This is a genomic window from Oceanisphaera avium, assembly GCF_002157875.1.
Lineage (GTDB): Bacteria > Pseudomonadota > Gammaproteobacteria > Enterobacterales > Aeromonadaceae > Oceanimonas > Oceanimonas avium.
In genome coordinates this window covers 316,933-338,540 of record NZ_CP021376.1, presented here as the reverse complement: position 1 = coordinate 338,540, position 21,608 = coordinate 316,933, and the positions used below count along the sequence as shown (strand labels likewise).

17 protein-coding genes are annotated in these 21,608 nt (G+C 46.5%); 5 read left to right on the top strand and 12 right to left on the bottom strand.

What is annotated here, in order from left to right; all coding sequences use genetic code 11:
* Positions 1-115: 115 nt before the first annotated feature.
* The 5 genes from CBP12_RS01595 to hinT all read right to left on the bottom strand — a co-directional run bounded on the left by CBP12_RS01595 (position 116) and on the right by hinT (position 4,522).
* Entirely contained in the window at positions 116-1,408 is a 1,293-nt protein-coding gene (locus CBP12_RS01595; RefSeq protein ID WP_086962322.1) for an NAD(P)/FAD-dependent oxidoreductase, read from the bottom strand.
* Positions 1,409-1,616: 208 nt separating this feature from the next.
* Positions 1,617-2,633, bottom strand: a complete 1,017-nt coding sequence (nagZ, locus tag CBP12_RS01590) for a beta-N-acetylhexosaminidase (RefSeq protein WP_086962320.1) — start codon at positions 2,631-2,633, stop codon at positions 1,617-1,619.
* 57 nt (positions 2,634-2,690) lie between these two features.
* On the bottom strand, positions 2,691-3,542 hold the full coding sequence (locus CBP12_RS01585) for a choline kinase family protein (RefSeq protein WP_086962318.1): 852 nt from the start codon (positions 3,540-3,542) through the stop codon (positions 2,691-2,693).
* Positions 3,532-4,131, bottom strand: a complete 600-nt coding sequence (locus CBP12_RS01580; protein WP_086962316.1) for a penicillin-binding protein activator LpoB — start codon at positions 4,129-4,131, stop codon at positions 3,532-3,534. The genes CBP12_RS01585 and CBP12_RS01580 overlap by 11 nt, the downstream gene beginning before the upstream one ends.
* A 40-nt stretch (positions 4,132-4,171) precedes the next feature.
* Positions 4,172-4,522 (bottom strand): purine nucleoside phosphoramidase, encoded by a 351-nt coding sequence (gene hinT / locus CBP12_RS01575; RefSeq protein WP_086962314.1) that lies wholly within the window; start codon positions 4,520-4,522, stop codon positions 4,172-4,174.
* Positions 4,523-4,808: 286 nt separating this feature from the next.
* Between hinT and CBP12_RS01570 the strand changes: the two genes are divergently transcribed.
* Positions 4,809-5,201 carry a hypothetical protein gene (locus CBP12_RS01570; protein ID WP_086962312.1) on the top strand — a complete coding sequence of 131 codons (393 nt, stop codon included), beginning with the start codon at positions 4,809-4,811 and terminating at the stop codon, positions 5,199-5,201.
* A 22-nt stretch (positions 5,202-5,223) separates the two neighbouring features.
* Here CBP12_RS01570 and CBP12_RS01565 read toward each other — a convergent pair whose 3' ends face one another.
* The 3 genes from CBP12_RS01565 to tamA all read right to left on the bottom strand — a co-directional run bounded on the left by CBP12_RS01565 (position 5,224) and on the right by tamA (position 12,749).
* Entirely contained in the window at positions 5,224-7,041 is a 1,818-nt protein-coding gene (locus tag CBP12_RS01565; protein WP_086962310.1) for a PglL family O-oligosaccharyltransferase, read from the bottom strand.
* 246 nt (positions 7,042-7,287) lie between these two features.
* Positions 7,288-11,037: an autotransporter assembly complex protein TamB gene (tamB, locus tag CBP12_RS01560; protein WP_086962308.1), complete on the bottom strand. Its 3,750-nt coding sequence runs from the start codon at positions 11,035-11,037 to the stop codon at positions 7,288-7,290.
* Positions 11,034-12,749, bottom strand: coding sequence for an autotransporter assembly complex protein TamA (gene tamA, locus CBP12_RS01555; RefSeq protein WP_232455106.1), 1,716 nt, complete (start codon positions 12,747-12,749; stop codon positions 11,034-11,036). The genes tamB and tamA overlap by 4 nt, the downstream gene beginning before the upstream one ends.
* Before the next feature lie 122 nt (positions 12,750-12,871).
* Between tamA and mobB the strand changes: the two genes are divergently transcribed.
* Positions 12,872-13,420 (top strand): molybdopterin-guanine dinucleotide biosynthesis protein B, encoded by a 549-nt coding sequence (mobB, locus tag CBP12_RS01550; protein WP_086962304.1) that lies wholly within the window; start codon positions 12,872-12,874, stop codon positions 13,418-13,420.
* Here the strand turns inward: mobB and CBP12_RS01545 are convergent.
* Positions 13,308-13,940: a peptide-methionine (S)-S-oxide reductase gene (locus CBP12_RS01545; protein WP_232455105.1), complete on the bottom strand. Its 633-nt coding sequence runs from the start codon at positions 13,938-13,940 to the stop codon at positions 13,308-13,310. The genes mobB and CBP12_RS01545 overlap by 113 nt on opposite strands.
* 377 nt (positions 13,941-14,317) lie before the next feature.
* On the opposite strand from CBP12_RS01545, the gene CBP12_RS01540 reads away from it, so the two are divergent.
* Positions 14,318-17,473, top strand: a complete 3,156-nt coding sequence (locus CBP12_RS01540) for a transglycosylase domain-containing protein (RefSeq protein WP_086962302.1) — start codon at positions 14,318-14,320, stop codon at positions 17,471-17,473.
* A gap of 51 nt (positions 17,474-17,524) precedes the next feature.
* Here CBP12_RS01540 and CBP12_RS01535 read toward each other — a convergent pair whose 3' ends face one another.
* The 3 genes from CBP12_RS01535 to CBP12_RS01525 all read right to left on the bottom strand — a co-directional run bounded on the left by CBP12_RS01535 (position 17,525) and on the right by CBP12_RS01525 (position 18,915).
* Complete coding sequence (locus tag CBP12_RS01535; protein ID WP_086962300.1) at positions 17,525-17,923, bottom strand: septal ring lytic transglycosylase RlpA family protein; 399 nt, start codon at positions 17,921-17,923, stop codon at positions 17,525-17,527.
* Positions 17,924-17,987: 64 nt separating this feature from the next.
* A complete protein-coding gene (locus CBP12_RS01530) occupies positions 17,988-18,314 on the bottom strand; it encodes a DUF4144 family protein (protein WP_157420025.1) in 327 nt (108 codons plus the stop codon).
* Between the two features lie 16 nt (positions 18,315-18,330).
* Positions 18,331-18,915, bottom strand: a complete 585-nt coding sequence (locus CBP12_RS01525; RefSeq protein ID WP_086962296.1) for an acyl-CoA thioesterase — start codon at positions 18,913-18,915, stop codon at positions 18,331-18,333.
* Between the two features lie 499 nt (positions 18,916-19,414).
* Between CBP12_RS01525 and CBP12_RS01520 the strand changes: the two genes are divergently transcribed.
* Both CBP12_RS01520 and CBP12_RS01515 read left to right on the top strand, forming a co-directional pair.
* Complete coding sequence (locus CBP12_RS01520) at positions 19,415-20,164, top strand: hypothetical protein (protein WP_086962293.1); 750 nt, start codon at positions 19,415-19,417, stop codon at positions 20,162-20,164.
* 255 nt (positions 20,165-20,419) lie between these two features.
* Positions 20,420-21,559 (top strand): AI-2E family transporter, encoded by a 1,140-nt coding sequence (locus CBP12_RS01515; RefSeq protein WP_086962290.1) that lies wholly within the window; start codon positions 20,420-20,422, stop codon positions 21,557-21,559.
* Positions 21,560-21,608: the final 49 nt, after the last annotated feature.

Below are 21,608 nucleotides of genomic sequence, written 5' to 3'. Positions count from 1 at the left end.
GGCGTCAAAATGGCGCGTTCTCAGTCAGCACATTATTTAAAATAATGAAGAGCACAAAATAAAAACCCAAAACGGTTAAGGTTGGGGTTTTTATTTAGCAATGCGCCGCGCGCTATTAATGTAGTTTGAGCTTAGGGCGTAATAAGCGATTAATGCGCCCGACTAACATCATCAATCCGGTGCGAAAGTAACCGTGTAATGCGACTTGGTGCATGCGGTATAAAGACATATAGACTAAGCGCGCAATAATCCCCTCCACCATCATACTGCCGCGCATTAAATTGCCCATTAACGAGCCCACCGTAGTATAACGGCTTAAATTAACTAAAGAGCCATAGTCTTTATAGACGTAGGGCTTAAGCTCTTTATTGGCAAGAGTTGCGCGAATATTGCGATAAACCATAGCCGCCATTTGATGGGCGGACTGCGCACGAGGCGGCACGGCTTCACCATTATCTTGCATACAATGCGCACAATCGCCAATAACAAAGATGCTGTCATCACGAGTGGTTTGTAAAGTGGGCTTCACCGTCAATTGGTTATTACGATTGTTTTCTAGACCGCCAATGTCTTTTAAAAAATCAGGCGCTTTAATCCCCGCCGCCCACACCATAAGACTGGCAGGGATCAGCTCCTCGTCTTGGGTGATTAAGCCTTGTGCTGTGGCCTCCACCACTCGGGTATTTACTCGCACATCGACGCCTAACTCGCGTAACTCTTGATGCGCCATGCCGGCAATGCGCTCTGGTAGCGCCGGCAATACCCGCGGACCTGCTTCGACCAAGGTTAAACGCAAACACTCTGGGCTTAAATTTTCAAAGCCATAGGCGCTTAAGTGCTCTACCGCATTATATAATTCAGCTGAGAGCTCAACACCAGTAGCTCCGCCACCCACAATGGCAATATTCACACTTTCGCTACCCAACTCGCCCTCAGTATGTTGCATAAAGCGATTCATCAGCTCGTCATGAAAGTGCTCGGCTTGCTGAGGGCGGTCAAGAAAAATACAGTGCTCGCTCACTCCTTTAGTGCCAAAGTCATTAGACACAGAGCCAATGGCTAACACCAGAATATCGTAAGATAAAGTGCGCTCAGCTAACATCGGCTTATTATGTTCATCATTCATGGCCGACAAAGTAATGGTTTTTTGCTCTCGATTAATGTCACTTAAGGCACCTAAGTGAAAACGAAAGCCATGATTATGGGCATGAGAGCGATAACTTAAGCCATCTATACCAGAGTCCATGGCACCGGCAGCCACTTCATGCAGTAGCGGCTTCCATAAGTGGGTGCGGTTTCTATCGACTAATACCACTTCAGCTTTACCGGGACGCCCCAGCTTTTGACCCAATTTAGTCACTAGCTCTAGGCCACCCGCACCGCCGCCCACTACGATAATCTTTGTCATTTATCTGTTCCTTAAAAACAAGATAGTAAAACCTAGGGCTATACTCACAACTTACTTGGTACCCCACTACTCTATGATGATAGCGCTAGATTCTAAGGATAAATTCGCCCTTTAATAAAGGAGAGGAAATGTGATCTAGATCACATCTTTATTTTCACATAAAAAGCGCCAACAATCATGTGCTTTCACGCTTTCCTCTACGTTAACTTTATTCGCGCGCTAAAAAATCTTGCATTCGCCGACTCGCCGCCTGCCAGTGCGGGTGCGACTCAAGTGGCATATCCGCTTGGATGCTAGTGGCACTTGTCTGGCGCTGTGCCCGCAAGGGGGCTAAGTCGCACTGCAAATGATGAGGGAGTGCATCAATAATCTCCACAGCACCCGCTCTGTGGTTACAAGCAAGCAATACTTCACAGCCTGCTTGTAGCGCGCTGTAAGCACGCGCTGCATACCCACCCACCACTGCCGCACCTTCCATGGTTAAATCATCACTAAATATCAGCCCAGTAAAACCCAGTTGCTGGCGCAAAATTTGTTTAAGCCACAGTGGTGAAAAACCGGCTGGCTTTTCATCGACGTGAGAATAAATGACATGGGCCGGCATAACGCCTTGCACAACCCCCTTAGCAATCAGCTCTTTAAAGGGCACCATATCCAGTTCGGTAATCGTCTTAAAATCTCTATTATCCACTGGGCTTTCTTTGTGGGAGTCGGCGCGCACACTGCCGTGTCCTGGAAAATGCTTAGCCACACTGGCCATGCCTGCCAGATGCAAGCCTTTAATATAGGCACCCGCATGAGTGATCACCTCAGCGGGATTTTCTCCAAAACTGCGATCCCCTATTACCTCTGAACCGCGTGCTAGATCCAAGACAGGGGCAAAGCTTAAGTCAATATCAAGCGCCAATAATTCTGCTGCCATTAACCAAGCTGCGTCTTGGATTAGCGATAATTTATCCTCGCCTTGATAGTGAGCTAAGGCACCAGGCGCGGGAAGCGGAAAGAATTGCTCACGAAAGCGCTGTACGCGCCCTCCTTCATGATCCACCGTTAATAACAGCTGGGGATTAATGGCGCGAATCGATTTAACCAAGGCCCTAAGCTGTGCTTTATCATGATAATTACGGCTAAAAAATATCACCCCTCCCACAGTGGGGTGCGCGAGCAACTCTCGCTCTTCTGCATCTAGCTCAAAGGTGTGTAAATCAAGAATAAAGGGACCCATTACAACTCCGCGTGTGCCTATAGTATGCATCTACTAGGTAAGAAAATAAGACGCTGGTTAATCAGCGAGTGGCTGTTGAAAGTAGCGCTTCAGCTGCGAACGCAGCTGCGAACGCGCTTGGTGCTCTATCGTTTGGTAAGTTGCCTGTGCCGTGTGCTGGTATTGCACCTTTGCCCATAACAGGCTTAGCCATTGTACCCAAGGCTTGCGTGCCTGAAAACGCCGTTCACTCATAGGGGCGCCGCTATTTTTATAACTCGCTAATAAGTGCTGCTCGCCTTGCTCTGTGAGCTTAAAGCTATCTGCTATCACCGCAAGTTCAAAGGCGGCATCGCCCAAACCGGCATATTCCCAGTCTAATAACCAAGGGCGCGCACCCATGATATTGGCGGCATTGAGATCGTGATGACAAAACACCGGGACATAATCCAGATTAAGTGAAGACTGCTCAAAAGAGCGCGCAAGGTGCAAAAGGTCAGCCGATAAGTCGCTAAGTTGGCACAGATAAAACTCAGCGCGCGCCATTAAGTTAATCGAGGTTACCGCGGGAGCCAGTTGATGAAGCTTAGCCACCTGAGTGGCCAGTCGCGCAAGATGAGTCTTTGTTAGCGAAAAGAAAGGGGCTTGCCAGTGAGGCTCACTGAGCCAATCGAGAATTAAAATCCCCTGTGAGGGCTGTGCATAACGCACCTTGGGCGAAAGACCGGCCTGCGCCGCAGCCTGATGAGCCAGCAGTTCTTGCTGGCGATCAATGCCTAAGCTTTCACTAGCAACATGGCCTAAGCGCAACCAAAAGCGGGCGTGAGGCGTGGTTAATCGCCAACTTTGATTGGTTAATCCACTCGTTAAAGGAGAAAGCTGCCCTTGAAACTGGCTGGGCAGCTGAGAGAGCAGTTGCTTAGCGTCCACTCACACTGTCAGACCACAGCAACTCGCCACTAGCCAGTTCCATTAACTGTCCTTTTAAGTTGAGGTTAGCGCCACTGCGACTCAAAGTGGTAGACAATAAGTAATCGGCACCACTTTGTTTACCTAGGCGCACTAAAGAAGCCATATCGGCCCGTCCGCCTTGATAAGCCAGCTGCTCTCGCAAACGACTGACTTTAGCACCATCGGCAAAGTTAAGTTTGCCTTGTAGATTGTTTTGCAAACGTGCCGTTAAGCCATTCGTGTCTATAGGGCCACCGGCTTGATTACTAATGTTATTAAGCAACACCGGGCCTTGAACTTCATTAATTGCCGAGCTTGATTTCAGTTTATTCGCTAAGCCATCGACTAAGCTGGCAAGATTTTCACTGCGCACCTCTTCCACTGGGCTTGGGGGCGCGCTTGGCATATCAATCACTGGCGGCGCAGGAGGAGGCGTAGGCAAGGCCTTACTGGGCGCGGGGCGCGTTGTTTTTACCGGAGCTGGGGTAGAAGAATACGGATTTGGCATCGAACAAGCGGCTAATGTTAGCGAGCTGGCTAACATAATAGTAAGGCGAAGTGGCTTCATGATGTTCCTTAAATAAGCAATAGATGAATGGCAAGGGGAATTATGTAGCAAGCAAGGGGCCAAGTGGGCGCCCACCCAATAAATGCATATGAATATGGTAGACCTCTTGGCCGCTATCAGCATTACAATTCATGATTAAGCGATAACCACTTTCATCTATGCCTGCTTTCTTGGCTAATTGTCTGGCCACCGTAAACATCCGCCCCAAGGCGGGTTCATGTTCTGCGCTTACATCATTAACCGTCGGTATTAATACATTGGGAATAATTAACACATGAGTGGGAGCTTGGGGCGCAATATCTGTAAACGCCGTTACTAAGTCATCCTGATATAAGATTTCAGCGGGAATTTCTTTGCGGATAATTTTACTGAAAATCGTTTCTTCTGCCATAGCAGCTCTCCTTGAATTAAAAACCAACCCCACTCTTGTGCACATATAAGCCACAGTGAGAGCGGTTATTATAGCTTTGTTAAACCACAATGAAATGGTAATTCCTTAATAAGCCTTTGATTATTAAAAGTAAGGCTAATATTTTCTGTGCTAAATGTTAAAATTGTGCCCAAGATCCAGCTTACTTGCCCGCCTTACTATCCAAGGCCAAAATAGCTCGCTTTTTTATGTCGCTTTAAGGTATCGCTTACTCCCGCCTTAGGGCACGCTCTAATAAGGAATTAAAATGCAAAACGTTAAAAAAAAATCGCTGTCGTTAATACTTGCCGCCGCCTTAACTAGCCAGTTAGTGGGCTGTGGCACCGTCTTTTATCCAGAGCGCAAAGGTCAGCAAAGCGGCAGTATTGATCCCGTGGTGGCCATAGCGAATGGCGTTGGCTTATTATTTTTTATTTTACCGGGCGTCTTGGCCTTTGCGATAGACTTTAGCAATGGCGCTATCTATTTACCCGATGGTAAACAAGCAAAGCTGGAGGGCGAGCTTACGCCTGATGGCATCAATGAGCAGCTATATGCTAGCACCGGCCAGCGCCTAGATTGGCAACATAAAAAACTACACATCTCACAGCTTAACTCTGTTGAAATGGCACAGTGGCAACTTGCTCAGTTTCAAAAATAGCTTATTTTCATCCCCGCTTTAACTAGTAAGCGCCCCCAATGGCGGGGCGCAAGTGATCATAAAGCGGGATTTTATCGTTAAGTTGGGCGGTCGTTAAATTAGGCTCAAGGCTAGCTAAATGCTCTCGCGCACGTTGAATGCTGGCTGTGCGGAGCAATTGCACATTGGGATATAAGCGTCTGGCCTCATTTAGCCAGCGCTGAGCTTGGTCTTCTTCACCAGCCGCAGCCAGTGCTAAGTAAGCATTGTAATACACGCCCGCTCTTGGGGTATGCAACACAAAATGGCGAGCCCAATCGGCATAATCTAATAACTGCTGCTTATCTTGGCTTAATAACGCCTGAGTTAACTGCCAATGATGTTTATAAAACGCCGTTCTGTCATACCACACTAAGGGGTTAGCTAAATGAGTCAGTTGAGATTGGCGATGGTTATCATCTTTGGCATAGCGCGTCATTTGTTGGCTGGCAATGAGGCCGGTGGCCATAAATAAAGTTAACCCAAGCCCCCAAGCACGCACCGGCCAACGGGTCCAAGGTGGTGGAGGCGCTAAGAGTCGGCGTTGACCATATTGAGCATCGATGACATAGATAATCACTAACATCATTAGCCAATGCGGCTGAGAATGATAAAAAGGAAACTCTGTGAGGCTATGAATAAAAATAGGAGTGAGTACACCAAGCCACGCCAAACTTTGCGCCAGTGGCACGCGATACAATAGCTGTAACACCAATAGGGTCATCAGCACTAAGCCTAATAAAGGAACGATTCCCCCTTCTATCGCCCACAGTAAAAATTCGTTATGAGGATGGCCCATTTCGGTAAATAACGGTTCAGCGCCGGGAGTAAGCTCGCGCCAAGTGGCGTAAGTACTGTAAAATGAGGACTCAAAGCTGCCATAACCATAACCAAACCACGGTTTTTCTAACCACATCCGCAGACCATGAGCATAAATATCGAAGCGCCCATCCGCATCGGTATAAATGCTAAAGCTGCGCTTGCTCATTTCAAAGGCTTCTAAGCCGAATACTCCCAGCAATAAGCCGATAGGGAGCAACAATAAACTGAGCAATAAGCGCTTAGAGCGCGTTTTAACTAGCACCTGCCAAATAAGTGGTAATACTAATACCACCCCTAGCAACAGGCCCAATTGGCCGGCGCGTGATTGCAATAGCACAATTAATACGCCACCCGCTGCCAACACTCCGGCATACCAAGCTGACTTAAGCATAAAGACACGCCACGGCGATTTAGCTTCGTGCAGCCATAAATAAAGCGCGAGCACCATGCCAGTAGCCACAAAGCTTGCCATCACGTTACGATGTTGAAATATGCCATAAGGAGAGCGAACTTCGGTGTTATAACCAAACCAATTATCGGGGGCTAATACAAAAAATTGCAGCAAGCCCACTATTATTTCTACACTCACCGCAGCCAGTAAACAATACAGCAGATAACGACGCCCTCGCTCACTAAAGCGACATTGTTGTAGCGCCAAATAAAAAAACAAGCCCCCCATCAGCGCCAACATTCTCGGCAGTGCATGCCCAGCAACAGTATTATTTTGTATATAGAAAAAAGGCAGCCACAACAAAACACTGGCGGCCATCATAGCGAGCCAAAAACGGCTAGTTAACAAACGCCGGCGTTGCCAGTGCCATAATCCAAGTGTGGTCATCACCCCCATCCACAACCAGCCCATTAAATTAAAAGGCAGCTGTAAACCAATACCCGAAAGATGGGGTAAGTAGAGATGCATCCCCAACAGCGCATACGCGGCCATGCACACCAGCATAGTGCGAGCGAGGCGTTCCTGTTGTAATAAAGGTGAAGACATCATAGCGGGCGATTTACTCGGCAAGTTGCTGATTTACAATTTATTACTTTACCCAAGAGCCAGAAAAAAATCATGACTTAAGCCTACGCCTAAAGCCAGGTTCTGCCACAGCTAACTTGGGCTTTTCCTAAGACTATTAAAGAGAGTTTAAGATGTCAGTTTGGTTCACTACAAAAGCAAAACACAGCGCTTGAGTGATTAGGTGATAACAACAGCCCCTTAAACTTATGAGACTAAGGGGCTGTTATCTTAAAATTCGAAACGATAAAACAAATCAATCGCTTGGTTAAGCCCGCTGGCGGCTTGTAGGTAGAGACGAGGGAGAAGCTCATAGCGCAAACGGACTTCACCAATAGAGGAGAATACGCCTACGCCATACCCTATTTGTAGCCCCGGCAATAAATAAGCGCTGATATTAACCTCGGTATCATCGCCACTGCCATCCGTATCTAGCGACACATCTTTTAAGCCCAAGGCTTCACCAATATCGGTCACCACTCCGCCCACTTTACCCACACCGGCGCCCAATAACATCGATTGTACGAGCGCGTTGCCGTCGGTATCGCCCTCGCCATCTAGCCCTCGTCCGCGCAATAAATAAGACAGCTGCTCGGCTTGAGGCATATCGGGTTCAGAAAACACCACTAGCTCAGGTTGCTTGGCATTGCCACTGACTCGCACCCCTACAGTAATACTGCTATCTGACATAGTAGAGGGGTTACGAATCGCCACCACTTTAAGGTTAGGAATATCTAGCGGACCACTGAATAAAATACTGCCCTCACGAATTAATAAGTTTTGCCCATAGGCTTTAAACTTACCGTCTTCTAAGCGAATTTCACCGTTAGCACGCATCGCTTTATTAGGATTTTGTACAATATTAAGCTGCCCCTCAAGGCGAGTTTTTAAGCCCAAGGCATCGAGTCGCACATCGTCTAGCAACTGCACTTGAATACGAATGTCCACCGGTAGTTTTGGTGTGGTATCTGGGATCATGCCTGAGGGTTGTACCACTATCACATCAGAAGAGAGAGACACCGCCGAGTCTGGCAATTCTTTTACTTCAATGCGTGACCAAGGGATGATAATACGCCCGCGGATCTTGGCTGTTTCACCAAGACTTATCGACATATCAGGGTTAACCCGCACTCGGCCCATTCCCGGGTAGCCCGCTTCTAGGTCGTGACCTTGCAAGCGAATTTCTCCGCTCACTGGCAGTTGGCGCCAATCTAGATCCCCTGTGATATATAAAGGGCCGCCGCCTACTTTTAACTGGCCATCAATATGAGCTTGGGTGCCACGAATATCGAGACGAGTAGTAAAGTCTCGCACTTGAACCATATCGGAGTAAGTGTCTACTTCTCCACCCGTCAAGCTAATATTACCAAATAGCAATGGCGCATCTAAGGTGCCTTCAAACCGACCTTGCCCAGCTAACACTCCTTGTAAGCGGGCGACTTCCGGCAATAATGGCGCCAGCCAATCTAGCTTTAATTGCTCAATGTTCACATTGCCGCTTAAGGTACGCTTAGCGTTTAAATCGCTAACATTGGCACGCACTGCCATGCGCCCTAATTGTTCGGACTTAAAATCCAGTGTGGAGCGCAAGCGGTTATCAGACATCTCACTGACTAACGATAAGGTTTGGTAACTCAAGCGAGTGCCGTTGCTAATAAAAGCACCAGGGGTGGTATTGATATCCGCATTAAGCTTGGTTTGCTTAGCGCTCCATTGCAGCGCGGCTTTGCCATTGAGTATGGCTTCCCAAGAAAACCCTTCAGGAAAAAAGGGCGCTAGGCGAGCTAAGTCTAAGTCACGAATGCTTAGTCCTGCATGACCACGCTCAGCATTGGCGTTGATGGTATCAAAGCACAATGCCGCCTCGGCTGACTGCCAACAATGAGCCTGCACGCTAACGGTATCCTTTTGATACGCCAATTGGGCATTTTGTTGTAAACGCCACGTTTCTAAGGGCGTATCTAACACCCCTTTATTAAGTTGAGCGCGCCACCCCTGAGATCCTAAGCTGCCCTCAAGATTAATCTCAGCGCCCAGCGGATCACCTTTGAAGTTTAGCGATAACCGATGTGCAGCTTCATTACCCGAACCTTGCAGCTGCAACTGGTTAATTTGCATCTCACCAGCACGAATTCTATCAATACTAAAGTTCAAATCCCCGGATGTTTGCTGACCTTGGTCTTTATCACCCCAGCGCCCGTGAGCGGTTAATTTAATATCTCGCGCTTCGGTATCATTAAAGCCCGCTTTTTTACCCATTAGCGCTAATTGCAGCTCAGGGGTCTTAAGCGCGCCACGCACTTTAATATCGCCAGCTAAATCACCATATAAACCAGGCGCATACACAGCTAAATTAGGCGCCGACAACACGCCATTTAAGTGCCAGCGTTCGGTAATATCGCCATTAACGACCAGCTTATTATCGCCATTGGTAAGCTGTAACTGCTTAACACTGCCCTGCAAGGCGTCATTGAGTGAGACTTGTCCTTTTAAAGCCAGTGGATAGTCACGTAAAAAACCGTGAATATCGGGCTCAGCATTGAGCGTCCAGTGCTCACCGGCGAGCTTAAATTCGGTGTCCAGTTGGCCATTTAATTTGCCCTCCATGTCGGCTATAAAAGCGCTAGGATCCACATCATCCAGCGCTAATTCGCCTTGCCACTCAATATTATCTGCCCAGCTCAATTTACCTGCTACTTTAGCTTCACCTTTTGGTAGCGTTAATTTAAGCGGTTGTAATTCGGCTCCATTTAGATTTCCGCTAGCCTTAAGATCAATGCCGATAGCGGGCAGTTCTGGCCCTTGTGCTTGGCTCGTTAGCGTTAATTGATAATCTTCTAAGCGCCCTTTCAGGCGTAACTTTCCCTGTTCTAATTTCCAGTCGGGATCAGTAAAAGGCCAGCCTAGCTCTTGCCAATTAAGGGCAACATCAAAAGGCAGTTCAGGATTTAGTGGCTCAGCACTTAATGTAGCTTGGGCGCTTAATACACCGCCTAATACCAAGTCACCGGTTAAATTAGCCAAACTGTCATTTAAGGTAGCAGCTATGGTTTGCCCCTTTAACTGCCCCTCTAATAAGGGTTTTTTAAGGGTAGCGGTCAATGCTAAGTTAAGGGGATATTCCTCGGTGAGCGTTATTTTACCGCCTAACTGGGCAGTGGCTAACTCATGATCTAATTGGGCATTAATAATAGTAATGTCACTGCCGCGCCCTTCAAGCTCAAGGTCTAAGCTATGCAAAGCTTGGGTTTGGCCATTTAATACCAGCTGACTGTCTGTTAAATGGAATGCTTGTAATTTAATGGGAAAGGGTAACATTATCTCTGGCAAGATAATGGCTGCCTCTTTAGCGCTCGCTTCATTGGCCGCTGCTGCTTGTTTATTGGCTTGGGCTTTTTTCTGTGCTAATGGTTGGTCTTCTAAACTGGCCTCGGCAGCGGTAGGCTCATCAAGCGATAGGCGCAGGCCATTCATATTAGGCCCAGTAATGACCATGCCCTCTTGATCCCAGTGCACTCCCACTTCTAGGCTTTGCCATGCAATACTTTGCCCAGGCATATTAATGGTCACCCGATCGGCGCGCACCTTATCCAAGTCGATACGAAGCGGCGGGCTAATTTCTGCTAATGGCTCTTTAGGCTCATCAGCACTCTCAGGGAAATACTTAATTGTAACTTCAATATCTTCTGCAGTTAGCTCTTGTAGCCACAGTCGTTTTTTTAATAACTTCCCCAGCTGCCAGCCAAAATTAATATCGCGAGCACTAAATTTAAGTGAGTCTTGCTCATAACTGAGCTCAGTAAAATGCCAGCCTTCGCCTAATTGGCCAGACTCCAGCGTGCCCTTTAATCCGGCAATTTGGTGGGTCGCTAAGCTCCACAGCCACTGATTACCCACTTGAGTAAATAACAAGCTAAAGACCAGCATCAATAGCACGCAAAGGCCGACGATGAAACTGGTGATAATACGCGCAAATGTCATAACTCAGGCCCCAAAGTAAAGTGAATTCGCATCGGCACCTGATCTTCAGAAACCCCAAACGCTAAATCAACCCGCACCGGCCCTACTGGAGTTTGCCAGCGCACCCCAAGTCCGGTGCCCACTTTCCAATCTTCACGATAATCATTGGTCGCTGTTCCTGTATCGACAAAAGTCGCAAGCCGCCATTTTTCTGCGATTTTATAATCGTATTCAAGACTGAGTGCCGTGGCATATTTGGCACCTAAGCGATCACCATTATCATCTACCGGCGTAATCGACTGATAACTAAAGCCACGCACCGTTAAGTCACCACCGGTAAAAAAGCGCAGCGAAGGCGGCAGCTTTTCTACATCATCTACCCATACCGCCCCCTGCTCTGCACGAGCTATCACGCGCTGCTTTTTGGCGACGGTGCGCAACCATTTAGTCCGGCCAAACACTCGAATAAAGCGAGTATCTGAGCCCCACCAAGGCTCTGATAATTCAAGTGTACCCACTTGGCTATCACCCCAATAGGCGTCTAGGCCCCCTTTTACTCGAGTCCGGTTATAAGACACGCCTGGGATCACTAAGAAGCTGTCATCTTCTTGTTGACCTTGGGTATAGGTTTCATATTCTGAGCGCAAGAAAACATCGCGCGTCCAGCCATCGGGATCTTTATCAAAGCGGTGGACTGAAGCCACTATGCGATCACTTTCGGTATCATCTTGATTAAGCATCTGATAGCCGCCTTGCACCGTATAATAATGATTCAAGGGATTACCACGCGGTATTTTATAAATAACCGTAATGTCTTGCTTGGGCTCTGAGACTTTTAAATTGGTTTGTAGGCTATGACCTAAACTGTTGATCCAAGGTTTATCCCAGCTGCTGGAAAAGCGCGGCCCTTCATCGGTAGAAAAGCCTACCCCCACTTCTACTTCGTTATCAGCTTTAGCGCGCAGCGTGACATACAAAGGAATTTGATGGTTTTCATCAGCTTCACTGACGTTAGGTTGTACTGAAACGCGTTTAAAATATCCGGTTGTTGAAAGTGAGCGGCTAAGAGCGGTGACATCACTGGACAAAAAAGCATCGCCTGGTTTGATATCCACTAAGGGGTCTAAGATGCGCGCTACTGGCCGGTCGGAGTCAACAATCAGCTCACCAAAATGATAACGTGCGCCAGAGTCAAATAATAAATTAACATCTGCGGCATGCTCTTCAGGATGCACTAATACTTGGTGCATCTTATATTGCGCATCAAAATAACCACGAGACAGCCCTAAGCTCAATAAGCTAGCTTTCGTCTTTTCATAGATATCATGTTGAAAAACCTGGCTTTCATGTAATTTAAGCTGACTCAGTAGTTTCTCAAATTGTGGGTCTTGACTCGCTTCACCCGCGAGCTGAATGTTGAGCGTACGAATACGTACCGGTTGGCCTGGGGCGACTTTTACCGTGACGCGGGCTGGATTTTTTTTGCTGGCAATAATTTCAATGTCGGGCTCGTAATAGCCTAAGGCTTGCAAGCTGTTGATCACCGCTTGTTGAATATCTTTTCGAAAACGCGGCAATTGCTCGGCTTCAATGGGGGGAAGATGATCCAGATACACCTGAGTATTATCTTTTAGCTCACCTTTTAAGCCTTTAAGGCGAAAGTTAACTTCTTCAGCGCTTACATTGGCGCTGATTAACCAGATGGCCAGTAGCCCCCACATACTTTTACTCATTAACTGCCCTGTTATCGTTAATCATTAAGATAAGTGAATCATCCGTGACAGCATTACGCTTCGCTTACTCTCGCTACCGTGTCACACTCATTTACAAATGCAACTCTCTCAGGTGCTTTGTTATGACTGGATCTCATTGTTCTTATTCGCTACTGGGTTTTGCCGGCTTTAGTGGCAGTGGAAAAACCACACTCTTACGTCAATTAGTGACTATCCTCAGCCAGCAAGGCTTACGGATTGGTCTTATCAAGCACACTCATCATGATGTGGAACAAGACACACCCGGTAAAGATAGCTTTGAGTTACGCCACGCCGGTGCCACACAATGTTTACTGGCAGGCCCTAAGCGCACTATTGTGACCTTTGAACATCCTACTATACAAGAACCTGATTTGTATGAGTCTCTTTCACAACTAAAAAAATCACAACTGGATCTGATATTAGTAGAGGGCTTTCGACTTGCGCCCATTCATAAAATTGAAATCCACAGGCCTAGCATTAATAAACCGCTGCTGAGTTTACAAGATAAGCATATTTTAGCAGTAGCCAGCGACGAGGCTATCGCGCAGTGTCCGGTGCCGGTACTAAATTTAAATTCGGCAGCTGAAATTGCGACTCAAATAATGCTGTGGTGGCAAGCGGGGCACTTGACTGTTGGACCTGCCCGCTAACTTTTTCGCTAGGATAACCACAACGCCAGCGATAGTTAGCATATAACCAAGGGTGCTTTTGATAATATTGCTGCTGGCTAGCCGGCGCCTTTACAAATTGTCCGGGCGGCAAAATCCGTACTGCGAGCTGAGCTTTATTTAGTGCTAGTGCTTGCGTAGTACGGCTTTGCTGAGCCCAGCGTTGTTGCAAGGGGGTGCGTACATAGAGCGCGGGGCTAAACTCTACTCCGCGATCGCAGTATTGTCCTTGGCGATCAGTTGCATCAATGGCCGCCCAGTACACTCCCAGTAAGTCACCATAATTAATCTGTTTCGCATCATACTGAATCCGCACCACTTGGCGGCGAGTTTGGGTACGACTTGCTTGGATCCAGCCCACCTCAACTTGAGAAACTCCTGTGCGCTCGGCAAATAATGCCTCCATGACCCAAAAACTGCCACCTGCAAAAATAGCCTCACCCGCCGCTGCCTCCACGCTTGCACTGGCTACTATTAGCGCTATTAAGCCATTTTTAACCACTATTTTTCCTTTCAAATACCCAAGCACTAGCCACAGCAATTAATTCACTGTGAGTATTTCATGCCTCTTGCACAGCCACTCCAAGTCTAGCGAGTTAGTGCTTACATTTACCTAAAAAATGTCATTGCGAGTGCGCTATTTTTAGCCAATAAAAGTGCCGCAATCCCGTGAATTTAGTACCTTGTCACATTTTGTTAACTTAGTTTTAAGAATCGCGAGTAGGAGATGCTTTATTACTGAGGCGATAGTAAACTTACCACATACGCAATAAGTTCAAAAAAACTTAAAATTCTTCGTTATCAGTACTGAAGCTGGGCAACAAGCTAAGCTTTTACTATAAGAAGCCCTCATACCGATATGGCGCTAAGGGGTCATAGATGGGAACTGTACCAAACGTTGAACATGCCGCCATCCCCGATACCGAGCCGACGCCAACCGTCACTCGGAGACGCTATTTACGTTGGTTTTTTTGGCTATTTTTATTATTCGTGCTCATTGGCGCCGCTATTTTAGTGGCCTTTGAAATGCGCACCTCTTGGCTACAAGCAAAACAATTACCGCGCTATGCCAATACCTTAAGCTATTCCTTGGAAGCAGGCCCAAGTGAAGCTTTACAGTTTCCCAGTCAAGGGCCATTTGATTATCGCTTAGGTTATTCGCGCTTGCCGGATATGCTATCTCGTCTTAAAAATCAACAATTTAGTGTTACTCAGCAAGTGCAATTCTCCCCTGCTTTGCAAGAATATACTAGCCATGGTTTGTTTCCACCTTATTTAGAAAAAACCCAAGCGGGTCTTTTTATTGGCGACTGTCGTGAAGAAGCCATTTATGACTATGCCTATCCCCAGCGCCACTATAGTGACTTTTCCAGTGTGGCGCCCTTAGTGGTCAATACGCTACTTTTTATTGAAAACCGCGACTTACTCAGCCAAGACTACCCAGAAATTAACCCCGCCGTAGATTGGCCGCGCTTTACTAAAGCGGCACTATCACAATTGGGCCGAGCACTTGATTTGCAAGATGATTCTGCAGGCGGTAGTACGCTGGCCACTCAAATTGAAAAATTTCGCCACTCCCCAGGCGGGCGCACCCCAGGTGCAAAAGAAAAGTTGCGCCAAATGATTTCTGCAAGTGTGCGCGCCTATCAAAACGGACCAGACACCTTAGCGGCGCGTCAAACTATTGCCCTCGCTTATTTAAACTCGGTACCGCTGGCAGCGGCACCTGGGCACGGTGAAATTCATGGTATTGGCGATGGGCTTTGGCTGTGGTTTGGCGCCGAGCTTGAAGACGTTAACCGTTTACTCGATCCCAGCCCTCATCCGGCGCAAGAAATTGATGCCCAAGGCTTAGCACTGCGCCAAGTTATTGCGCTCATGATTGCTCAGCGCCGCCCCTCCTATTACTTACATGCTGGGCGCGGCGATCTTGAACAATTAACCGACAGTTACCTGCGTTTACAAGCTCAAGCCGAGATGATAACTCCCACACTTCGCGATGCAGCACTTGCTCAGCGGTTAGTGTTTCGTAATTTTAACGAACAGCCAGTCACGCAATATGTTGAAAATAGTAAAACCTTATTAGTGACTCGTGGGCGACTAGCTAATTTATTAGGCATGTCTTTTTACGAGCTTGATCGCCTAGACTTATCGGCTAGTACCACGCTCAATGCTCAGTTGCAGGAAAAAGTGACCCATTATTTACAACAGCTCGCCGATCCCGATGTCGCTCGTGCTATTGGCTTATATGGTGAGCGCCTGCTCTCTCCAGAAAAAACCGCTGAGGTACGTTATAGCTTTACGCTTTTTGAACGGGCGGCACAGGCTTTTTATGTGCGGGTACAAACTGATAATACTTTACAACCTTTTGATATTAATGAAGGCAGTAAACTTGAGCTCGGCTCTACGGCGAAGTTAAGAGCCATAGCCACTTATTTAGAAATTATTGCTGAGTTACATCAGCAATATGCGGGATACTCACCGCAAAAACTACGTGCCCTCACGCCTGCTCCTCAAGATTATTTAAGCCGCTGGGCGATTAGCTATCTGCTGCAAAACGCCGATCATGCCCTAACACCTATGTTAAATGCGGCCTTAGCACGACGTTACTCCGCCAGTACCGGCGAGCGTTTTTTTACCGGCGGCGGCTTACATACTTTTCATAACTTTCGCCGCCAAGATAATTCACGCAATCCCACCATGATTGAAGCGCTAAGAGAGTCAATTAACTTACCCTTTATTCGCTTAATGCGCGATATTGTGCGCTATAGCATTTACCAAAACGAAGACAGAGCACAGCTATTAGCAAATGACAAAGATCCCCGTCGCCAAGAATATTTAAGTCGATTTGCCGACCGTGAAGGCCGAGTGTTTTTATTACGGTTTTGGCGCAAATATCAAAATAAAACCACCGCTGAACGTCTCACTCACTTCTTTGATGGACTTAGGCCCACAGCTACGCGCTTAGCTGCCGTTCATCGCTACTTATTACCTGATGCTAGTCGCCAAGAGTTTGATGCGTTTATTAATGAGCGCTTACCTAATGCCTCCTTAAGTGAGAGTCGGCTTGAGCAGCTGTTTGATAATTATGGGCCTGGTGCTTATAACCTGCCCGATCAAGGCTATATTGCCCGAGTGCATCCACTGGAGCTGTGGTTATTAAGTTATTTACAAGAAGAGCCACAGGCTCGCTTTAGTGACGCGGCAAAAGCGAGTGAACAACAACGCCAAGAAGTGTATGGCTGGCTTTTTAAAACTCGCCACCGTAGTGCGCGTGACTCCCGGATCCGCACTATGTTAGAAATTGAAGCCTTTAGTGATATCCATCAGCGTTGGGAGCGCTTAGGCTTTCCCTTTGACAGCCTAGTGCCTTCTTTAGCGACCGCGATTGGCAGCTCCGGCGACAAGCCAGTGGCGCTAGCAGAGTTAGTTGGTATTATCTTAAATGAGGGGATTCGCTTACCCACAGTGCGCATGGATGAATTACACTTTGCCACCGCGACTCCTTATGAAACCCACTTAGCACCCGAGCTGCAACAAGCTAAGCGAGTAATGAATAAAGAAGTAGCCGCGGTATTAAAAGACGCGCTATCTCAAGTGGTGGAGGGCGGGACGGCGCGCCGCTTACAAGGAGGATTTAGCAGCGAAAACGGTACCCAATTAATATTAGGAGGCAAAACGGGAACCGGGGATAATCGTATTCAAACCGTTAACCGTCATGGGCAAGTGCTGACTTCACAAGCACGCAATCGCACGGCTACTTTTGTGTTTTATTTAGGTGAGCAGCACTTTGGCACGCTCACGGCCTATGTGCCGGGCCAAGCCTCTGATAAGTTTAATTTTACCTCTGCCCTTCCGGTACAAGTGCTAAAAGGCATGGAGCCTATTTTACGCGAGTATCTTAATCCTAATCAACACTCAGGCTGTCACGCTCCTGCACTCTCTGAGTCCGTAGCCATTGATGAAGCACCCCTTGAGCTAAAAGCGCTAGAGTTTAAATCACAGGATAATTTAGCGCAGCTTGTGCATCACTAAAGGCGGGCAATAGCCTTCACCTTGGGATAATGGCTAGATAGTTAAAAATAATTACTTTAACTGCTCAATTTTTACGTTACCCACACCCGCTCTGATCATATTAAGCTCACGGGCGGCTTGTTCAGATAAGTCAATAATACGCCCTTTGGCATACGGCCCTCGATCGTTAATGCGTACTACTATCGACTGCTGATTAGCTAAGTTCGTCACTCGCACTAAGCTACCAAAAGGCAAAGTACGATGGGCAGCTGTTAAGGCATTTTTATTAAAGCGCTCGCCACTGGCGGTTTTTCGCCCATGATGGCGAGTGCCGTAATAGGATGCTTTGCCTTGTTGCATACTCACTACTGCAGGACCGCTTATCGGCAATGATGCCGAGGGCGCACTACCACAAGACTGCAACAGGAAAAGCAATAATAATCCGCTGAGTTTGCGAATATTCATTGTCATGCGTTATCTCTTACCAAGCTATCTCTTAGCCAGAAAACTAAGCCAATCATTTGCCTTAGATATATTATTGCTGCTCTAGCCATAACACTAAGTGTTGGGCATCGCTTACACTGCGTATCACTAACTTACTGGTGCAACACAGGCCAAGCGTGGCAGCAAACGCTTTAAGCTCGTTGTTTAATACTGAGACAGATATTAGCTCGTCCGCTAGGTGCCAGTACAGAGGAGTGGCGTTTGTCTGCGACAAAATTGAGACTCGCCCTAGACTATCTATCAAGCGACAGCCTAGCCATAAAGTATGTTCCTCAAGCTCTAATAGGTTGTTAATTAAAGAGAAATCACCCCCTTGGCTATCCGACAATAACACTGGCCATTGCGGTTCAAACGTCAAATTTGCCACTTTCACACTAGACCTTAACGGTCTCTTGGGTGACCAACAAAGATAAGTCACAATTTTCACCCTGTAACTCAATCATGGCCTGTCTAAGATTAAGTGCTTCACCTATGTCGCTAATCTCTTGTTGATGAGCGCGTCGTAGCTTTTTGCGCAGCTTTCCCATCACAAAGCGGCGAATTTCTTCCTCATCTTCCAGCAGTAACCCTGCAACTCGAGTAGGTTGGCGCGTCTCTTCACTTAAGGCCACCATAGTAAAATAGGAAGTATTGGTGTGCTTTATGATGCCCTCACGAAAGTTTTCAGACTCTACTTTAATCCCTACTTCCATAGAGCTAGTACCGACATAATTTACTGAGGCATACAAAGTAAGTAAGTCACCTACTTCAACTGGATTCATAAAATCGACTGAGTCAACAGAGGCGGTCACACAATAGCCTTTGCAGTGAGAGGCGGCACAGGTATAGGCGATCTTATCCATTAAGCCTAAAATAACCCCGCCATGCACTTTGCCACCAAAATTGGCATAGGAAGGCACCATTAACTCTTTAAGGATAACCTGTGATGATTTAACCGTTCTAAATCCCGCTTCATTCATTACTTCACCTAATCATTAGCTTAATTATTAATCTTCACTGGCGATTATATATGCAGTTAATCGTCCATTTACCCAGTGTAAATCTTGGTCTGTTGCGCATCCTACCTCAATTTTTTACTTATATTGGGTATTTATTTGCCATTTGCGCGCTTGAGCTTAGCGTAAAGCACATTTAAAAAGCGATATTGAGGGGCATTTTTTACTCCCTTCCTCATAGATTGAGACAAGGGCGCCTTGATCCTAAGCCCATGATGCTGCGGGTTGGCTACATTAAGCGCGCTGTACCTTAAGGTTGATTGCTGCATTGCTCGAGTAGAAACAATGATACCTATTGACTCATGGTCAGTTTTTGTCAGAAGGATTTTATTTTGAAGTGGCGAAAACCGATTTTTTGTCTCACGCTTAATGTGTTCAGTGTCCTGTGGCAGTGAACGAGCAGGTAAACACTTAAGGTCTTCCTGTGGGAGATATTGTTTTTTTTAGTAAAGGAGCAACTATCATGAAAACAGTTAACGGCCAAAAGACATTAGTGCTCACGGCCATTCTCGCCGCTCTTAGTCTGTCTTACGCCAATGTGAGCGTAGCAGCCGATGCCGATCCGCAAAAACATACGTGGCAAGACCGGATGAATCTTGAAGATTATGAGCAACAAAGAATGGCGTTGGAAAAGTCCTTAAGCGGTGCTCATAACGTTAATGATCTGCGTAGTAGTCTTAACGACGCCGGCTACAAAATTACCTCTATTAACCAAGAAACAGACAGCGATGTAGAATATGAAATCGTTAAAGGGGATCACACCTTTGAGGTAAAAGCTGAAATATCCGATGGCAAATTTAAAGAGGATGCCGAAGTCACTAATAATATTTGGCGTGCCGACTCGACTAAAGCTGCGTTAAAAGATGCTGATTACGATGCCAGTGATGTGAAGTTTGATAAAGATAATCCCGGTCGCTACAGTGACGCCCAATTTGCAGACACGTGGACTCAAGAAAAAGCGGCATTGGTTGAGGCCATGCCCGTTGGCAAAAAATTTGAAGACTATAAAAAAATATTAGAAGACAAGGGCTATCAAATTACCTCGATTAACGATCAAGATGATGATGAAATAGAATTTGAAATCGTTAAAGGTGATCATAGCTTTGAGGTTAACCTAGAGCGAGATGATGACTCTAAAGTCGTAGATGAAGTTAAAGTCACTAATAATATTTGGCATTCTGAAGAAACTGAAAAAGCCCTCGGTAATAAGTAAGTTACTTCCACCTAGCCGTGCTTTTATCTGAGCCTAGCCTTGCTAGGCTCATTTTTACTCTTAAGTAGGACTCTTGTTAACGGTTTTTTTAAAACTTTTCCTCTACTAAGCTGTATAAGTGCTCAACAAAGACCACTTGGAATATCAAATACATTCTTTCTTAATCTGCGCTAAAATAACCCACTTTGTTTAATATAGGCGCATCAATTGATAAGTGGGGTTACACTCATCTGACGCTTATTAAGGAATACGCTAATGTTAGACTCTCATGATACACCTGAGACATCGCCCTCTTCCTCGGGACCGGCATTATTGGATGCCTTTAATGCCCGTAATGCTTCGCTTATTATTTTGGCTACTTTAGCCGGCGTTTTTTTTATTGATTGGGCCCAAGCCATTTTATTGCCCTTAATTGTGGCGGTTTTTCTCAGTTATGCGCTAGACCCATTATTATTTCCCTTCGATAAATTTAAAGTCCCTCGCCCTATTAGTGCTGCCATTATTGTCAGCCTAGTAATTGCACTGATGCTCAGCGCCAGTATCCCGCTACAGCGAGAAGCGGTGGCCATGCTTGATAAAATACCTATCGCCGTTAGCAAATTTAAACAAACCTCCGCACAAGCGCCTGCTAAAGAAGCCAGTATTATAGAAAAGGCGCAAAAAGCCGCCAAAGAAATTGAAGACAGTACCAGCGATAAAAAAAAGCGCACGCCAGGCATTACACCGGTACGAATTGTAGAGAAACCCTTCAATGTGCAAGCGTTTATTATGGGCGGAGCTTCCGCAGCTTTAGTGATGGTGTCCCAAGTATTTTCATCATTGTTATTGGTTTATTTTTTATTAGCGGTCGGTAAATTATATCGACGCAAAGTGATCCGTATTTCAGGCCCCTCTTTTGAACGAATGCGCAAAGCTACGCACATCATGGATGATTTTCACCATCAAGTGCGGCGCTTCTTATTTGTTATGTTGTTAAGCTCCGTCTTTGTAGGTGTGTTTACTTGGCTAACCTTTTGGTTATTAGAGGTAGAGCAACCAGGTCTATGGGGACTCATGGCAGGCATTGCCAGTGGTATTCCCTATGTAGGGCCGGTACTCATTTTTATTGGCTCAGGCATTGCCGCCTTTGTCCAATTTGGCACCTTTGATATGGCACTATTAGTGGCGGGAGCCTCACTGGTGGTGACCAGTATCCAAGGCAATTTATTAACACCTTGGCTTACCAGTCATTTATCTAGCTTAAATCCCGTAGCTATTTTTGTTGGCTTGCTATTTTGGGGCTGGATCTGGGGGCCAATCGGCTTAGTGATCGCCACACCCATTTTGATGGTGATTAAATCATTGTGTGATCATGTAGAAAATCTGCGACCACTGGGGGAATTGTTAGGTAAGTAAAGGGACCTATCCTAATAGCGCTTAGTCCCTTTATTAATAAGAAAGAGCG

Coding starts and splice junctions, on each gene's coding strand:
- tamB (WP_086962308.1), bottom strand. CDS start 11,037: ATGACATTTGCGCGTATTATCACCAGTTTCATCGTCGGCCTTTGCGTG.
- nagZ (WP_086962320.1), bottom strand. CDS start 2,633: ATGGGTCCCTTTATTCTTGATTTACACACCTTTGAGCTAGATGCAGAA.
- CBP12_RS01595 (WP_086962322.1), bottom strand. CDS start 1,408: ATGACAAAGATTATCGTAGTGGGCGGCGGTGCGGGTGGCCTAGAGCTA.
- mobB (WP_086962304.1), top strand. CDS start 12,872: ATGACTGGATCTCATTGTTCTTATTCGCTACTGGGTTTTGCCGGCTTT.
- CBP12_RS01535 (WP_086962300.1), bottom strand. CDS start 17,923: ATGACAATGAATATTCGCAAACTCAGCGGATTATTATTGCTTTTCCTG.
- CBP12_RS01525 (WP_086962296.1), bottom strand. CDS start 18,915: ATGAATGAAGCGGGATTTAGAACGGTTAAATCATCACAGGTTATCCTT.
- tamA (WP_232455106.1), bottom strand. CDS start 12,749: ATGAGTAAAAGTATGTGGGGGCTACTGGCCATCTGGTTAATCAGCGCC.
- CBP12_RS01570 (WP_086962312.1), top strand. CDS start 4,809: ATGCAAAACGTTAAAAAAAAATCGCTGTCGTTAATACTTGCCGCCGCC.
- CBP12_RS01565 (WP_086962310.1), bottom strand. CDS start 7,041: ATGATGTCTTCACCTTTATTACAACAGGAACGCCTCGCTCGCACTATG.
- hinT (WP_086962314.1), bottom strand. CDS start 4,522: ATGGCAGAAGAAACGATTTTCAGTAAAATTATCCGCAAAGAAATTCCC.
- CBP12_RS01515 (WP_086962290.1), top strand. CDS start 20,420: ATGTTAGACTCTCATGATACACCTGAGACATCGCCCTCTTCCTCGGGA.
- CBP12_RS01580 (WP_086962316.1), bottom strand. CDS start 4,131: ATGAAGCCACTTCGCCTTACTATTATGTTAGCCAGCTCGCTAACATTA.
- CBP12_RS01520 (WP_086962293.1), top strand. CDS start 19,415: ATGAAAACAGTTAACGGCCAAAAGACATTAGTGCTCACGGCCATTCTC.
- CBP12_RS01540 (WP_086962302.1), top strand. CDS start 14,318: ATGGGAACTGTACCAAACGTTGAACATGCCGCCATCCCCGATACCGAG.